At 36.6% G+C, this 16,033-nt stretch carries 11 protein-coding genes and 9 tRNA genes; 12 read left to right on the top strand and 8 right to left on the bottom strand.

Translation table 11 applies throughout. From position 1 onward, the window contains the following. The first annotated feature begins 56 nt into the window (after window positions 1-56). The 3 genes from ligA (at window position 57) to DK866_RS00590 (ending at window position 3,876) form a co-directional block, all read left to right on the top strand. Window positions 57-2,084, top strand: a complete 2,028-nt coding sequence (ligA, locus tag DK866_RS00600) for an NAD-dependent DNA ligase LigA (RefSeq protein WP_109407298.1) — start codon at window positions 57-59, stop codon at window positions 2,082-2,084. 228 nt (window positions 2,085-2,312) lie between these two features. Beyond that, a complete protein-coding gene (locus tag DK866_RS00595) occupies window positions 2,313-3,497 on the top strand; it encodes a NupC/NupG family nucleoside CNT transporter (protein WP_036935465.1) in 1,185 nt (394 codons plus the stop codon). 163 nt (window positions 3,498-3,660) lie between these two features. Continuing rightward, a complete protein-coding gene (locus tag DK866_RS00590) occupies window positions 3,661-3,876 on the top strand; it encodes a DUF3820 family protein (RefSeq protein WP_036935467.1) in 216 nt (71 codons plus the stop codon). A gap of 2 nt (window positions 3,877-3,878) precedes the next feature. Here DK866_RS00590 and DK866_RS00585 read toward each other — a convergent pair whose 3' ends face one another. Next, the gene (locus DK866_RS00585) at window positions 3,879-4,319 is read right to left on the bottom strand and encodes a MarR family winged helix-turn-helix transcriptional regulator (RefSeq protein WP_109407297.1); all 441 of its coding nucleotides are present in this window, start codon (window positions 4,317-4,319) and stop codon (window positions 3,879-3,881) included. 180 nt (window positions 4,320-4,499) lie between these two features. Here DK866_RS00585 and DK866_RS00580 point away from each other — a divergent pair, with 180 nt between their 5' ends. Continuing rightward, window positions 4,500-5,255: an SDR family NAD(P)-dependent oxidoreductase gene (locus tag DK866_RS00580; protein ID WP_109407296.1), complete on the top strand. Its 756-nt coding sequence runs from the start codon at window positions 4,500-4,502 to the stop codon at window positions 5,253-5,255. 64 nt (window positions 5,256-5,319) lie between these two features. Here DK866_RS00580 and DK866_RS00575 read toward each other — a convergent pair. The 3 genes from DK866_RS00575 to gltX all read right to left on the bottom strand — a co-directional run bounded on the left by DK866_RS00575 (window position 5,320) and on the right by gltX (window position 7,073). After that, a tRNA-Ala gene (locus DK866_RS00575) sits at window positions 5,320-5,395 on the bottom strand. Window positions 5,396-5,421: 26 nt separating this feature from the next. Further along, window positions 5,422-5,497 (bottom strand) — tRNA-Ala (locus DK866_RS00570). Window positions 5,498-5,654: 157 nt separating this feature from the next. After that, window positions 5,655-7,073 (bottom strand): glutamate--tRNA ligase, encoded by a 1,419-nt coding sequence (gene gltX / locus DK866_RS00565; protein ID WP_109407295.1) that lies wholly within the window; start codon window positions 7,071-7,073, stop codon window positions 5,655-5,657. Window positions 7,074-7,392: 319 nt separating this feature from the next. Here gltX and DK866_RS00560 point away from each other — a divergent pair. From DK866_RS00560 to DK866_RS00525, 8 genes are all read left to right on the top strand, one after another. Continuing rightward, window positions 7,393-7,468 (top strand) — tRNA-Val (locus DK866_RS00560). A gap of 39 nt (window positions 7,469-7,507) precedes the next feature. Then, a tRNA-Val gene (locus DK866_RS00555) sits at window positions 7,508-7,583 on the top strand. A gap of 43 nt (window positions 7,584-7,626) precedes the next feature. Further along, window positions 7,627-7,702: transfer RNA gene (locus DK866_RS00550), tRNA-Val, on the top strand. Between the two features lie 41 nt (window positions 7,703-7,743). After that, window positions 7,744-7,819, top strand: a tRNA-Lys gene (locus DK866_RS00545). 38 nt (window positions 7,820-7,857) lie between these two features. Continuing rightward, window positions 7,858-7,933 (top strand) — tRNA-Lys (locus DK866_RS00540). Between the two features lie 40 nt (window positions 7,934-7,973). Then, a tRNA-Lys gene (locus DK866_RS00535) sits at window positions 7,974-8,049 on the top strand. 14 nt (window positions 8,050-8,063) lie between these two features. After that, window positions 8,064-8,139 (top strand) — tRNA-Val (locus DK866_RS00530). A gap of 2,160 nt (window positions 8,140-10,299) precedes the next feature. Further along, window positions 10,300-10,602 carry a helix-turn-helix domain-containing protein gene (locus DK866_RS00525; protein ID WP_109407294.1) on the top strand — a complete coding sequence of 101 codons (303 nt, stop codon included), beginning with the start codon at window positions 10,300-10,302 and terminating at the stop codon, window positions 10,600-10,602. Window positions 10,603-11,192: 590 nt separating this feature from the next. Here DK866_RS00525 and DK866_RS00520 read toward each other — a convergent pair. The 4 genes from DK866_RS00520 to DK866_RS00505 all read right to left on the bottom strand — a co-directional run bounded on the left by DK866_RS00520 (window position 11,193) and on the right by DK866_RS00505 (window position 16,029). Then, window positions 11,193-12,242: an ABC transporter substrate-binding protein gene (locus tag DK866_RS00520; protein ID WP_109407293.1), complete on the bottom strand. Its 1,050-nt coding sequence runs from the start codon at window positions 12,240-12,242 to the stop codon at window positions 11,193-11,195. A gap of 12 nt (window positions 12,243-12,254) precedes the next feature. After that, entirely contained in the window at window positions 12,255-14,396 is a 2,142-nt protein-coding gene (locus tag DK866_RS00515) for a TonB-dependent receptor (RefSeq protein WP_244179627.1), read from the bottom strand. Window positions 14,397-14,674: 278 nt separating this feature from the next. Next, window positions 14,675-15,454 carry a thiosulfate reductase cytochrome B subunit gene (phsC, locus tag DK866_RS00510; protein ID WP_109407292.1) on the bottom strand — a complete coding sequence of 260 codons (780 nt, stop codon included), beginning with the start codon at window positions 15,452-15,454 and terminating at the stop codon, window positions 14,675-14,677. Continuing rightward, window positions 15,451-16,029: a 4Fe-4S dicluster domain-containing protein gene (locus DK866_RS00505; RefSeq protein WP_109407291.1), complete on the bottom strand. Its 579-nt coding sequence runs from the start codon at window positions 16,027-16,029 to the stop codon at window positions 15,451-15,453. Before DK866_RS00505 ends, phsC begins: the two co-directional genes overlap by 4 nt. Between the last annotated feature and the right edge of the window lie 4 nt (window positions 16,030-16,033).

The following is a 16,033-nucleotide window of genomic DNA, read 5'->3' as shown; positions in this document are numbered from 1 at the left end:
TTCTATCTGTAAAAAAGCCCCCGCTTGCGGGGGTTTTTCTTCTTTGGTGATAAATCATGAATAAAAATACTCAACAAAAAATTGATAAACTTCGCGTTACCTTACGTCACCATGAATATCTTTATCATGTCATGGACGCGCCTGAAATACCTGATGCTGAATACGACCGCTTAATGAATGAGCTAAAAGCATTAGAAGCCCAACACCCTGAATTAATTACCTCGGATTCACCTACACAACGTGTTGGTGCATTACCACTCACTGCATTTGAGCAAGTGAGACATGAAATTCCAATGTTGTCTTTAGATAATGCTTTTGATGAAACCAGTTATCAGGCATTTGATAAGCGTTTGCGAGATCGTTTAAAAAATAGTGAAGAAATCACTTTTTGCTGTGAATTAAAACTTGATGGACTTGCAGTTAGCTTACTTTATGAAAATGGAGTTTTAGTACAAGCTGCAACGCGAGGGGATGGTACAACAGGAGAGAACATCACTGAAAACGTAAGAACCATTAAAGCTATTCCATTGCGTTTATATGGTGAAAATATTCCTGCACGTATTGAGATCCGTGGTGAAGTCTTTATGAATGAAAAAGGCTTTGAATATTTAAACGAAGAAGCTCGTCGCACAGGGGGAAAAGTATTTGCTAACCCTCGTAACGCAGCTGCGGGATCTTTACGACAACTAGATCCGCGTATCACAGCGAAACGCCCATTAACCTTTTTCTGTTATGGCGTTGGTGTACTCGAAGGTGGTGAGTTACCTACAAGCCACTATGCCCGTTTACAACTATTTAAAGAATGGGGATTACCTGTCAGTGATGCAGTAAAACTGTGTACTGGTAGTAAAGCCGTTCTTGAGTTTTATCATCATGTAGAAGAAATTCGCCCTAACTTAGGCTTTGATATCGATGGTGTCGTTATTAAGGTGGATGATATTGCGCTACAAGAAGAGCTGGGTTTTGTCTCAAGGGCACCACGTTGGGCTATTGCTTATAAGTTCCAAGCTCAAGAGCAAATGACGATTATCAAAGATGTTGAATTCCAAGTAGGGCGTACTGGTGCAATTACCCCAGTTGCCCGTTTAGAGCCTGTGCAAGTTGCTGGTGTTGTCGTGAGTAATGCTACATTACACAATGCTGATGAAATCGAACGCTTGGGATTGCGTATTGGCGATACTGTGGTTATTCGTCGTGCGGGTGATGTTATTCCTCAGGTTGTTAGTGTGATTGAAGAGAAACGTCCTGCTGATGCACAAGAGATTATTTTTCCAACGCAATGCCCAATTTGCCAATCTGATATAGAGCGTATTGAAGGCGAAGCGGTAGCGCGTTGTACTGGGGGATTAATTTGTGGTGCACAACGTAAAGAAGCGCTTAAGCATTTTGTTTCTCGTCGTGCGATGGATGTTGATGGTATGGGCGATAAAATTATCGACCAATTGGTTGAAAAAGAGTATGTCAAAACACCAGCAGATCTTTTTCGTTTAGATGAGAAAATCTTGTCTGGTTTAGAGCGAATGGGTGAAAAATCAGCAAAAAAATTAATTGCTGCATTAGATAAATCAAAATCAACAACATTTTCGCGTTTTATTTATGCTCTTGGAATTAGAGAAGTTGGTGAAGCAACGGCAAGTGGATTAACTGCTCATTTTTCTACGCTTGAGGCATTACGAAATGCAGATGTTGAAGCACTAAAATCAGTCCCAGATGTGGGAGATATTGTGGCTAAGCACGTTGTGAATTTCTTCCAAGAAGAACACAATAAAACGGTTATTGATCAGCTAATTAATGACGCAGGCATTACATGGCAAGCACCAGTAATAGTCACTCATGAAGCAGGAGATAATCCTTTTGCTGGTAAAACCGTAGTGTTAACTGGCTCACTATCACAATTAACACGCGATGAAGCAAAAGATAGATTAGTGGCTTTAGGGGCAAAAGTGAGTGGAAGTGTCTCTAAAAAAACCGATATGGTGATTGCAGGTGAAGCGGCAGGTTCTAAGTTAGTGAAAGCTAACGAGTTAGGGATAGACGTTATTGATGAAGATGAAATGATAAGATTACTTGATCAATCTAAATAATCACTCTATTATTTAGTAAATGCTACTGAGAAACGCTCTCAGTAGCATTTTTTACTTAAGTGAAATTTACATTTAATGTTTCTTTAGTAACTTATAAAGTGTGATCAACCTATCTTATTTAATAAATAGTGTGTATGCGGTTTCATGATATTGTGACAATAGTCACATCCTAATGTTACGCGTTACATAAAATGCTCCTCAAGATTTATTTTTATTTTTGGAGCATGCATGTCTTCTATCATTCACTTCGTTTTAGCACTCGCCGTTATTGGCGCATTAGCATTCATTGCGAGTAATAATCGCAAAGGGATCCGTCTGCGTTATATCGTGCAGTTATTAGTTATTGAAATCGCATTAGCATGGTTCTTCCTCAACTCTGATGTTGGTGAAGGTTTTGTTCGTGGTTTTGCTGGATTATTTGATCACTTATTAGGTTACGCTGCCCAAGGTACTGAATTTGTATTCGGTGGCATGATGAAAGGTGGTTTAGCATTCTTCTTCCTGAATGTATTATGTCCAATTATCTTTATTTCTGCATTAATTGGTATTCTTCAACATATCAAAGTATTACCTTTCGTGATCCGCATTATCGGTACTGTGCTTTCTAAAGTGAATGGTATGGGGAAACTGGAATCATTCAACGCAGTTAGCTCATTAGTTCTTGGTCAATCAGAGAACTTTATTGCCTATAAAGATGTTTTAGGCAAAATGTCTCAGCGTCGTATGTACACCATGGCTGCAACAGCAATGTCGACAGTATCAATGTCAATTGTTGGTGCATACATGACAATGTTAGATCCAAAATACGTTGTTGCTGCTCTAGTACTGAATATGTTCAGTACCTTTATCGTCCTTTCTGTGATTAACCCATATTCTGTTGAGAATGAAGAAGATATTCAAATGGGTAATCTTCATGAAGGTCAAAGCTTCTTTGAAATGTTAGGGGAATACATTCTAGCTGGTTTCAAAGTTGCATTAATCGTAGCTGCAATGCTGATTGGTTTCATTGCTTTAATTGCTGCAGTGAATGCAATTTTCAGCATGATTTTTGGTATTAGCTTCCAAGATTGCTTAGGTTACGTTTTCTATCCATTAGCATGGGTAATTGGTGTACCAGAACAAGATGCATTACGTGTTGGTAGTGTGATGGCAACGAAATTAGTGTCTAACGAATTCGTTGCAATGGGTAGCTTACAAGATATCGCAGCCGATATTTCACCACGCTCAGTGGGTATTTTATCAGTATTCTTAGTTTCATTTGCTAACTTCTCTTCAATCGGGATTGTAGCAGGTGCGATTAAAGGTCTAAATGAAATGCAAGGTAACGTTGTTTCTCGTTTCGGTCTGAAATTACTGTTCGGTTCTACATTAGTGAGCTTCTTATCAGCGGCTATCGCAGGCTTGTTTGTTTAATCGCTCAAGATAAAACAGATAGCATGTGAATAAAATAACAATGTAAACCACATTACTTGTTCATCAGGTAATAAAAAATCAAGCAGTACCTTCGGGTACTGCTTTTTTTATCTTTAAATTACCCTATAATTGATCCTTTCCTTCGATAACAGCGGTATAGAATATGCTAGAAAAACAGCATCTTATTGATATAGCAAACACACAAATGCCATTTGGTAAGTACAAAGGGCGCATGTTGGTTGATTTACCTGAAGAGTATTTATTATGGTTTGCTAAGAAAGGAGCGTTCCCTGAAGGAAAACTAGGGCAACTCATGGAGATGACTCTTGCAATTAAAATTGAAGGCTTAGAAGGACTATTAAAGCCCTTAAAGCGGTGATGTTAATTATTATCTAGACCTGATTTTTCAGGTGCTAATGCGTTAATAATTTTCTGACTTAATTCAATAAATAATGTTTGTTCTCCCAATGTCAAACATTCACTTATTTTTTCAGCATTTTGTTTACGACCTAATGCTGCTCTTGCTAAAAAAGCGTGGCCATCATCAGTTAAATGGGTAATAAACTCACGTTTATCTTTTTCTGAACGATACTGTGCAATAAATCCTAAGGTTTTTAACCCTCGCATAAACTTCGATAAATTTTGTCTTGAAATCGCTAACGAATGACTTAATTGGGATGGGGTTAAATCACCTCGTAAGCGCAATAATTCTAAAATATCATATTGACCCCAAGTGACTTGTTCTGGGGTATAACGAGTGCGTTGCGCGACTAATGTGCATTGTAATAATGATAATGCATTTTCTAATTCACACTTTTCCATAAATACGTTATCTCATGAATAATATTAACTAAAGTTAATTTTATCAGGTCATCCCGCGTGAAGAAACTTTATATTGATTAACTAAAGTTAATCAAATATCATGGTATATAGTTAACTTTAGTTAACTACCTTCCGGTTGTACGATAAAACGAGATGTCATTGATAATAGGTGAAATAGAAATGAAAGATTATTTTAAAGATAAAGTGATTTTAGTCACTGGTGCAAGTACAGGTGTAGGTGAAGGTATTGCACAATTGCTATTTCAACGTGGTGCGACGGTTTTCATTACTGGTAGGCATTTAGATCAAGTAATAAAAACAGCGTGTTCTATTGATACAACGGGTAAAAAAGTCATTGCTTTGCAGGCTGATATAACCTCACCTTCTCAGGTCGAAAAAATGATTGAGGCTGTTATGTCGCAAGCTGGAGCATTACATGGCTTAGTTAATAATGCAGGGATCACGGGGCCTCATAATACATCTATTGTGGATTATGAGATTGAAGATTGGAAAGCAGTAATAGATACCGATATTAATGGCGTATTTTATGGCTTGAAATATGGTATACCCGCAATATTAAAAAGTGGGGGAGGGAGTATTGTTAATCTTTCTTCATCTAATGGCATTGTCGGTATTGCAGGTATTTCAGCATATACGGCAGCTAAACATGCCGTATTAGGGATCACTCGTTCAGCTGCACTTGAATTTGCAGATAAAGGAATAAGGATCAATGCAATAGGTCCTGGTTATGTCGATACACCAAGAATGCAAATGCTACCCAACGAAGTACGTGAATGGATGGCAGATACACACCCAATGAAACGTATGGCAACCAGAGAAGAAGTCGCTAAAACCGTTGCTTTTTTACTTTCAGATGAAAGTAGTTTCACAACAGGTGCATTTTATGCCGTTGATGGGGGTTACACTGCACAATAGAAATGAATAAGGAGGAGTAGAAAACAAAAAATCCCGAAGATTTCTCTTCAGGATCTTGAAATTCTGGTGGAGCTAAACGGGATCGAACCGTTGACCTCTTGCATGCCATGCAAGCGCTCTCCCAACTGAGCTATAACCCCACATATTGGATTGTTCTAGAGTATATTGGTGGAGCTAAGCGGGATCGAACCGCTGACCTCTTGCATGCCATGCAAGCGCTCTCCCAACTGAGCTATAGCCCCAACATACTGGAACGGGCTTGATAATAGGCAACAAGCACAATACTGTCAATCAGTTAATCTCACATTATTTGTTGATTGCTGAAAAAGAATACAAAAAAAAGATACATTCCGTAATTTAGGAATGTATCTCTCTTAGTCAGCAAGTTTAATGTGTAAATTAAGCTTGATTTTCTCTTTCTGTAATAAAGTCTAATGCTTTATTAATACGCGCAATACTACGTGTTTTACCAATAGCATGAACAGTAACATCTAAGCCAGGAGATTGGCCTGCACCCGTTACAGCAACACGTAATGGCATACCAACTTTACCCATACCGATTTCTAATTCATCAGCGGTATCTTGAATAGCTTGGTGAACATTTTCAGCAGTCCAATCAGTAATAGCAGATAATTTATCACGAACCACTTCTAATGGTTGGCGAGCGACTGGGCGTAAATGTTTTTTCGCAGCTGTTTCTTCAAAGGTTTCGAAATCAACATAGAAGTAATGACAACTTTCAGCCATTTCTTTTAATGTTTTACAGCGTTCACCTAATAATTTGATCAGCTCAACTAATGATGGACCATTGCTGGTATCAATATTTTGTTGTTTGATATGCCAATCTAAATGAACAGCGACTTTTTCTGCTGGCAACGTATTGATGTAATGATGATTTAACCAAAGTAATTTATCAGTATTAAATGCACTGGCTGATTTGCTGATAGCTTCTAAAGTGAAGTGCTCAATCATTTCATCAATAGTAAAGATCTCTTGGTCACCATGAGACCAGCCTAAACGCACTAAGTAGTTTAATAGTGCTTCTGGTAAATAGCCGTCATCGCGGTATTGCATCACACTTACAGCATTATAACGTTTAGACAGTTTTTTGCCGTCATCACCTAAGATCATTGATACGTGAGCATATTCAGGTACAGGTGCACCCAATGCTTTGAGAATATTTATTTGGCGAGGAGTGTTATTGATATGATCTTCACCACGAATTACGTGAGTAATTTCCATATCCCAGTCATCAATAACAACACAGAAGTTATAAGTAGGAGAGCCATCAGTACGACGAATAATGAGGTCATCCAATTCTTGGTTGCTAAATTCAATCGGGCCACGGATTTTATCATCAAAAATCACAGAGCCTTCTTGTGGGTTTAAGAAACGCACAACATGGGGTTCATCAGCGCTGTGATTATGATTACCACCACGGCAGCAACCATCGTAACGAGGTTTTTCACCTTTCGCCATTTGATCTTCGCGTAATTGTTCTAAACGTTCTTTAGAGCAGTAGCAACGGTACGCAGTGCCCGCAGATAACATCTGATCGATAACTTGGTTATAGCGATCGAAGCGTTTAGTCTGATAATAAGGACCTTCATCCCAATTCAGATTTAACCAATTCATACCGTCCATGATTGCATCGATGGCTGGCTGAGTAGAACGTTCTAAGTCGGTGTCTTCAATACGCAGTACAAACTCGCCCTTATTGTGACGGCTATATAACCAGGAATAAAGTGCGGTGCGCGCACCACCAACATGTAGATAGCCAGTAGGACTTGGTGCAAAACGGGTTTTTATTTTACTCATTGGGATTGCCTTAGTACGTCTTACTTATATAGATAAGTAATCGTGATTATCAAAAAAACGAAATGGTTGCCTTATTTTATCACTGGATGCTAATTCCTCAATGGCATTAAGCTTTTAACAGAGATAAAAATTTCAAATTGATGATGTTTTGTTTGACGAAGGCTACTCATAAGATTATTTTGGTTAATTGCTGTGTCACTTATGGTGCTAAAAAAAGCATCTTGACTAAAAATAAAACGAACAGTCATTTTCACGATAAAAATCTGATAAAAATCGTTGACTCATAGCGCAGTATCCCTATAATGCACCCCATCACGACGGGCGGTTAGCTCAGTTGGTAGAGCATCTCCCTTACAAGGAGGAGGTCGTTGGTTCGAGCCCAATACCGCCCACCATTATTTTCGTTGTGATACGTTGTATGATTTGATGTAATTGGGCGGTTAGCTCAGTTGGTAGAGCATCTCCCTTACAAGGAGGAGGTCGTTGGTTCGAGCCCAATACCGCCCACCAATTACATTAAAGCGTGGTAGTGAGAATTTAGTCATCATGAAGTGGGCGGTTAGCTCAGTTGGTAGAGCATCTCCCTTACAAGGAGGAGGTCGTTGGTTCGAGCCCAATACCGCCCACCACTTCATTCGGTTATTTCGCGCAATATCACATAATTAGGTATGGGTCGTTAGCTCAGTCGGTAGAGCAGTTGACTTTTAATCAATTGGTCGGGCGTTCGAATCGCCCACGACCCACCATTCCTAAGAATACAACATAAAGTAGTGAACATTGTGACGGGTCGTTAGCTCAGTCGGTAGAGCAGTTGACTTTTAATCAATTGGTCGGGCGTTCGAATCGCCCACGACCCACCATTCACAAAGCTACTTACAGATTTACGCAAAATTATTAAATGGGTCGTTAGCTCAGTCGGTAGAGCAGTTGACTTTTAATCAATTGGTCGGGCGTTCGAATCGCCCACGACCCACCATTTAATAATCAAGCGGGCGGTTAGCTCAGTTGGTAGAGCATCTCCCTTACAAGGAGGAGGTCGTTGGTTCGAGCCCAATACCGCCCACCACTTCTTTTTATCCTCTCTCATTGCTTTCTTATTTACTTCCTATATCCCCTTTAAATAATCATGATCAGTGATTTAACGTTTTATTTTTATGTGTTGTTCTACAACCTAACTAATTGATTTTTAACTTAGCTTTTCATGAGTTATTGCATCGTTTTAGCTATTACACTAACTTCAAGTGTATGCGCTTTCTAAGTCATCCTAATGGCTTCATTCATTTTCATGTACCACCACAGCTCGTTTCATTTTCTTTGATTCTTTCCTCTTATTCACTCTGTTTCTATATGGTTGTTTTAGCCTATTCAGACATTAAGCCTTCTACATGATGCAAAAGTTAAAAGGCGGTTTTTTAAAACGTTTTTTACATTTTGTTATGTTTATCCGGAAAATAGAGGTGTTTCCAAAGAGAAAATAAGGGCATTCTATATTTAAAACAAAGATGAGTAACTCTTTGAATACCTTCTACGTATTAGCCTGAAATATTCAAAAAACGATATTAATATTAAAAGAAAGATCTACTCTTTTTTTGATGGTTTATAGGTTTTTTCGGTTTATTTATAAAATTAAATAACTTTAAAAACAGTATATTGAATGACTCTAACGTATTTAGTGAGCCAAAAACTCCATAAAATGAGTGGGTTAAAACATTTTCATAACTATAAATAAACGTACATTTGATTATTTCTAATGAGGAAATTGAAGGAATAAAGATAAAAAAATACAATTTTATAGTTAATCTTTCTTAATTATCATCCATTTATTACTAACGTGATGAAATTAAATGATTAAATATAATAATATTTAATTTTTTTCATTCTTCTTTTAAAGAAACTTTAAGTTAAAAATATCTACATAACTAAATGATTATTATGTTATTTTTATAAAAAATTGATATTTGTCAAAATTTGCACCATAATGAACTACGTAGTAAATGATATGAAGCAAAAAGAACTTATTTCATCATTAATTGATTTGCCATTAAGTGGTTAATTTCATTTTTTACTGAAAATGGAGAAAATTGTGCATTTGACAGGAATATAAATTATATAAAAATATTAATGTTTATTTGGGCCTAAGAATAACTCTTATATAGAATGAGTATAAATACTTAGGACATAAAAAGAATATTTCTTATGTTTTTTAACAAAATTAGATCATACCAAAATGGATATTTAACAGCTTATTCATTTTTAAATTTAATTTAAGTTGTAATAAAGATTCTGTTTTTACGCTATCCAAATGCGCGTATTTGAGTGAAAAAGAAAGGATAGAACAATGTGGTGATAAAATGTTCAATTTTTATTGTGGTGAGCTCAAGTATCGAATAACTTACTGATAAAGAAAAAAATATTTATATCAATGATTATGTTTTTTTATTGTAAAAATGAGATTTTTAATCTTATTAAAAATAAAAGGTAATTATTCATTAATAAAAATTCAAAAAAAATGATTAATTAAATGTATTGTCTATTTATACCAATGTAATAAAGATTTATCACATCTTAAATATATTTAGCTGAAACGCTAAGGGTTTATGCTTATATAAATTAATTAACAAATGTTTAAAGGGTGATCTATATCCTAATCTTAGTGTAATAATTGTAATTTGTTGATTTTAAATCATAATTTACATGGAATTATTAATTCATCAGATTTCATTGACATTACTTAAGCTATTTCAGAAAAATAAGAAAATCACCTTCTTTATGAGGTTAATTTATTATTTTAAATAAATTAGACTAATACAACTTGATTTATTTTTGCACAATTCAGGTCATCACGCTTTAAATTAAGAGGATGATAGATAATTATTCTGATTAATGAGTAAAGTTTAAGAAAAAAAAAGCGCTATTTTATAAATAAAATATTTTAACTATATGAAAACAAAGAATATATAGTGCTATCCTAGGTATTGTTTACTAGTATGAGTAAAGTACCAAGCCTTGATTGTCTTTTTTCGACTAGTTGAAAGTGTTTAAATGCGTAGTATATTATTTACATATGATAAGTCATGTTATGAATTGTAATATTTCTTATCTACTAAAAATAATATTTTATTAAAACAAAAAGGTGTCCTCGATAATATATAATTTTATATATTATTGCGCGATAACACACCATTATAAATTAGATATCAATCAAAGTGAAAAGCGAGAACATATTATGAGTAGCAAGTATCCAGTCGCTTATGCAGTTGGACAAAAAATTAAGTCATTAAGAAAATCTCAGGGTTATACTGTATTTCAGTTAGCAAAAGAGATTGATATTAGTGAACAACAATTATTCCGTTATGAGCGTGGTGTAAACCGTATTGATATTGATTGCTTAGTTAGAGTGCTTGAAGTACTAGGCGTTAATATTGGTAGCTTCTTTGAAGAAGTAACAAGTGGAATGACTCAAGAAGTTGAGCATAATGAACAACATATTCCAGCTCATTTCGATAGTAAGGCTCTTTCTATTTTCTAAAAATATCTTTAAATTAGAAGATAACTCATTTTAGAATAACTAAATTGAGTAGGATAATTCTTATATATGTATATCTTTAAGATTAGTAAATAATAAGAATTTTCTTAATTATAGAAATAAAGCCTCTATATAATATTAATGCCCTTATTAGGGCATTTTACGTTTTTATGGGAATGAAATTTTTTAATTATCTTCAAGAAAAAGAAAAATATTATCGCAGAATATCCGAGATTTACATATCTGTAGAAATATACTCTCATACCTATTGTTATGTGTAAATTAACAGGGGATAGATACCTATAAATATAAATCTCTTACTAATCAGCTCTTATATTACCTGCTATGATTTTACTTTTTGGTAACATTTTTAAAGCTATTAATGTATAACTTGTGTGCTTTATACCAAGGAATTTAAAAAGAATAAACGTTGATACGATAAAACTTGAAAAAGAGAACTGGGTCAGAAATTAGGATTAGATCAAATTTTCAAATTTAAGCATTTAATAGCAATGTAGAAATGGCAACAGATAGTCTTTATACAAGAGGGGAGCTTACAGCCTCTTCACCTTCATGATGAAAAGGCTGTTATTCTAGTCTTGGAGTGGTGGTGTCAAAATATATTCGACCTGTTGATCGCTCAGGGAGATATTAAAAAATGTTTGGTAAAACTGTTTTGTCTCTTTGATGATATCAATGTGCTGTGTTTGCTCTGGGTATAAAATTGTTGCAAGCCATAAAAATTGTAGCGCTTCTTCTGTCGTTTCTCTGCACCACCAAAATAGACCTTTGGGATTTGTGTAGACACGACCTTCACGTACTGCAGTAATTGATTGCCATTCGGGTGAATTCTTGATGATTTCCGTATCTCTTGCATACATAGTGACAATGACATCAGGATTAGCATGAATAACTTGTTCTAAGGAAACTTCACCTGCTCGACTAGGTACATTGTCAAACCAATGTTCTGCAACATTGACTCCTCCAGCAAGTGTTATCCAATCATGATTTAGCGAAGGCGCGCCAGACGTTCTTAATGGCGACCCAAAAGCATGATAAACCTTTATTGGTTTCTTGATGCTTATCTCGCTTACAGCACTGTTTACAAGCGCCGTATTACGCTGAAAGTAAGCTAAATAATCTTTTGCTAATTGGTGGCTACTTGAGCCTAAAATTTCACCCGTGATCACGGTTCTTTCTAACAAGGCATCCATTGAGCCTGACTTTAATAATGCAACACTGATCCCTGCATTTTCTAGCGTTGTCATTTGTGCATCAGATAGCTTTCCTGTTGCAAAAAAGATTTGAGGCTGGCTAACAATTAATGTTTCGATATTCAGTGTGTCATTATTACCTTTACTGGAAATTGAAGCCGTTTTTATAGCTGGAACAATCTCAGTAAAAAAGGGAATAGTTTTGACTAAATCGGTTGTAGAAACAATTTTATCTCCAGCACCAAGCATAGCAAGGATTGCATTTTGTGCATTCCAACTCGTGGCGACTCGTTCTGGTGAATCTGGAACAGTAATTGATTGGTCTTGATAATATTGAATAACTCTTTGTGCCTGTACATTGAGAGAGGTACTGAGGGCCGAAACCCCCAGTAATGCAATGCACAGGGTTTTAAAAAACCCTTTATACATTTAACTATCCCCTTAGAGTTCAATACTGACTGATGCGGAAATTTGGCGAGGTGTACCTAAGAAAGCATTAGCACCACCAATTGCACCATTTTGGTTACCAGAGAAGATAGACGCCCAATAATGTTCATTAGTCACATTATCTAAATTGAGGCGGAAAGTGGTTTTCTTATCCCAATACTGTGTTTGATAACGAGCACCTAAATCAAGTGTGGTATAGGCTTTTGCCCACATCGTATTGGTGGTGTTTGCCGCACGTTTTCCGGTGTAGTGAACATTAGCACTGTAGATAACATTTGGCACGGTAGGGTAATGGTATTCGGCTAATAAATTTGCTTGGTATTTTGGTACACCCACAACATCTTTATCCTGGGTTTTCGCATTACCTGTATTAGTTAATGTTGGATCTAACCATGTCATGCTACTGAATACGAAAAGTTCATCAGTCACTTGTCCATTAGCAATCAGCTCCAATCCTCGGTTACGTTGTTTGCCTTGTTCTTTAAAGATATTGTCATTTCCTACGTAAGCAAAAGGACGTTCTAATTGGAAAATTGCGGCATTTAAATTGAGATCACCAATTTGTGATTTAACACCCATTTCCCACTGCTCACTGCGGTAAGGTTTTAGCACTTCACCTTTGTTATCTGCAGTATCGGGCGCTGAATCACCTTCTTCTAATGAATCAGCATAAGAAACATAAGTCATCACTTCAGGAATAGGTTTAAACATTAATGCAATAGCAGGGCTTAAACCATTTTCAGTGTGATTTTCACCACCAGCACGATAGGAAGTTTCTTTGATCCAGTTTTGGCTTAGCGATCCCATCACTGACCATTGCGGATTAAAGGTAACTGTATCACCGAAAGTAACGGATTGAACTTGTGAGCGACTGTTTTTGGTGCGAGCGCTGCCAGTATAGAAGCCTTCATTAGATGGATCATCATAACGATGCGGATTATTAATATCTTGAGTTGGTAATGTAAATTTCAGATCGTTGCCATTTGCTCCGTAAATATCCCAACGATAACCGCTAGTAGCGAGCACTAAATCATGAGAAAGTGCACCTGTCATCACATGACCATTAACATTGACTGAATGACTTAAAACAGTAAAACGACCATAAGTAGAAGGAACGGATAACGTTGGTGTAAATTGCTTACCATCATTACTTAGCTGATTAGAAACAGAACGGAATCCGCGATCAGCCGTTTGATAGCCAATTGCTGCACTGATTTGCCAATCTTCGTTAAAATCATGTTTTAGTCGGCTACTTACTGTTCTGGTATGAAGATCAACACCCGCAAAAGCTTGACCATAGCCCGCTTTAGTTGGATCTGGCGCATCAGGTAATGCGGTGACCTTTGGTCCATACGAAAATGCACCCGGATAACCCATTTTTTTAAACCAATAATCACTAAAATTCACTTCTAAGACAGTATCAGACGAGATATTCCAATCAAATGCGGTACTGATTAGCTGGCGACGTGTTTTACTACCTGAGACATAACCTTTACCTTCATCATGCATTAGATTAATGCGATAACCAAAAGTGTTGTTATCATCAATAAAACCACCTAAATCAAGATGGCCTTTAAATTGGTTATCATTGACATAAGTAGCATTCAGTGAAGTTAAGCGTTTTAAGGTTGGGCGTTTTTGTGTGAAATTAAATTGCCCACTTGGACTTGCTGGTCCATAAAGTGAACCTGTTAGGCCATTTATAATATCTACGCGTTCAAGCATTTCGACAGGAAATGCAGTGGTAGAAATAATATTCACACCATCTAAACGAGAGTTAGCGACAACATTACCCTGCATTCCGCGGTTTTGAGGACGACCAACATCCATACCACCACGTGCTTGCATTTGAGAGGAGGCATTATATTTTAAAATATCCGCAACACTGGTAACTTGTTGATTTTCAATCATGGATTGAGTGAAGGTATTTGTTGTGTAAGGTGTATCTAACCATTTTTTTTCACCTAATGGTCCCATATCAACTTCACGAGTTACAAATCCAGCACCGGCTTCACTATTATTCACTGGTTGTGCAGTAACGACGATTTTCTCAGCATTTTCAGCGGCTACACTTGCTGATACGGCTAATGTTTGTGCTATAGCACAAGCTATTGTCGAAATGATAAATTTCTTCACGATAGACTCCCAAAATATAATTTTTAGTTATTTAACTCCATCGATATTAAAAAATTTATACAACGATGCTCATCGCAAATGTGATGCAATGTATATCATTGTATAGGTTTTTATATAGCGAGGATGGGCGCTGACTATACACCGAATAACATGTAAATAAAATGATATATTTGCTAATAATAAGATTATGAAATTGTTTCTGAATTAAGATCAAAAAAATGCCCGTTTATACGGGCATTTTAGATAATAATCTTTCTGTAAGGAGTAACCAGAGGGGATTAATGCTCTGCTTTTTTAGTTACTGAACCATGAGTATCATGTTTTTGGTGGCGATGATGACCATCAACCATACTGCGGAATGTCTGTGTAAAAGTGTCACCTAATGTACATAAATAGAAGTGAGCACAAATAAACATTAATGCCACAATACCCAAAACTAAGTGTGCTTTTAACATCCAATAGCCATAGCCAAGTACTTCTGGGTATAAACATAATAATCCAGTAACAAGTAACAGTGGCACTAAACCAAACATCACACCTAAGTAAGCAAGTTGTTGAAGAGGGTTAAACTTATCAGTTTCAGTTGCAGCAAAAGGATGTGGTTCACCTTTCATTATGCCATAGAGGTAAAAGCGAGCTTGTTTGATACAACGGCCAATTAACCCATTAAATCTTACTTTGTAATGTACACCGTTACTGGTTGTTAGATTAATCAGAATAAAACCAATCCAGAACGCGATAAGTACAAAACCACAGATTTTATGTAATAGCACCATTGAAGTGACATTTCCGATAGAGAAATGCCCTAAAAAGCCACTTAGTAATAATAGGATAAACAATAAAGCATTACCCCAGTGCCAAAAACGGATCGCTTTAGAATATAAATAAACACGCTCTTCTTCGTAATGGCCTGAATGTTTTGGTGCAAGGGCATAGCGTAGCAAGCCATGAATAACTAAAATGGCTATCATAGCAACGATTAATAAACCTGCCGCCATTAACCATACAGGCCAATAATCTGGCGTATAATGGAGTTCTGCTCCCCAGATACTAGTCATGCTTTATCCCCCTGATGGATTTCTTTACGACGGAATAAACTTGGTTTTCCGACATTATCTAACTGGTATTGATAAACGGATTTTTGTTTGATCCAAGCCTGAATTTCAGGCGAGTCGATACGACCAAAAGCAAGTGCATCCGTTGGGCATACCGATACACACGCAGGTAATTCACCTTCAGCTAATCGAGTATCTGAGCAGAAATTACATTTATCTGCGATATGCGTCATTGGGTTGATATAACGAACATGGTAAGGACAGGCACCAACGCAATAATCACAGCCAATACACAACTCTTTTTTTACCTGTACGATGCCATTTTCATCAATAAAAGAGGCGCCAGTTGGGCAAACAGAAACACAAGGTGCATCTTCACAGTGCTGACATGAAACACGGAAAAATTGATAATGTGGATCACCCGCTTCATCGTTGTGTGGGCCTTGAATTTGAACTTGAAGTCGGCTGAAACCTTCAGGAATGTCATTGATGACTTTACACGCAACAGTACAGGCCTGACACCCAATGCAACGTTTTTCATCATGTAGCATGACAAATTGTTTATCATTATTGTTCATCGTT

It is taken from the genome of Proteus genomosp. 4 str. ATCC 51469, assembly GCF_003144375.1.
Lineage (GTDB): Bacteria > Pseudomonadota > Gammaproteobacteria > Enterobacterales > Enterobacteriaceae > Proteus.
Note: the sequence above shows the minus strand (reverse complement) of the source record. Positions and strands in the feature narration are given on the sequence as shown.